The organism is Pseudogemmobacter sp. TB195, assembly GCF_058313095.1.
Window position 1 is genome coordinate 1 of record NZ_JBZEGG010000210.1, and the last position, 532, is coordinate 532.

General features: G+C 69.2%; 1 protein-coding gene. It reads left to right on the forward strand.

What is annotated here, in order from left to right:
• Positions 1–532 (forward strand): phosphodiester glycosidase family protein (locus tag AC4FS3_RS29400; RefSeq protein WP_491023479.1); only part of this gene is annotated, 532 nt, incomplete at both ends.

Sequence of the window (532 nt, forward strand, 5' to 3'; positions counted from 1 at the left end):
GACCCGGATCATGGCGGCGAGGCCTGGTCCGGCCGGCGGCAGGGCCTTCGCGCGGTTGTCGTCCGCGCCTCGCTCCTTGCGGCCGTCGCGACCTCCGGCGGCGTCGCCGCGACGGGCGTGGTCCACGCCGACGGGTTGTGCCGCAAGCTGACGTTTGAAGGCGTCGGGCATGTGGTTTGCGAAATTTCCCTGCGCGATCATCAGGTGCGGATGTACCTGCGCGGCGCCGATGGCCAGCCTTACGGCCGCCTGAGCCGCCTTGTCGACAGCCCCGCCGGCCGGGAACTGGTGATGGCGATCAATGGCGGCATGTACGGCGATGATCGCGGGCCGGTCGGCCTGTTCGTGGAGGGGGGCAAGCAGCTGCGCGCCGCCAACACCCGGCGTGGCTCTGGCAATTTTCATATGAAGCCGAACGGGGTGTTCTATGTCACCGCCTCCGGGGCCGGCGTTCTGACCACCGAGCGGTACCTGCGCCAGAAGCCAAGGGCGCTTTACGCCACCCAGTCGGGGCCGATGCTGGTGATCGACG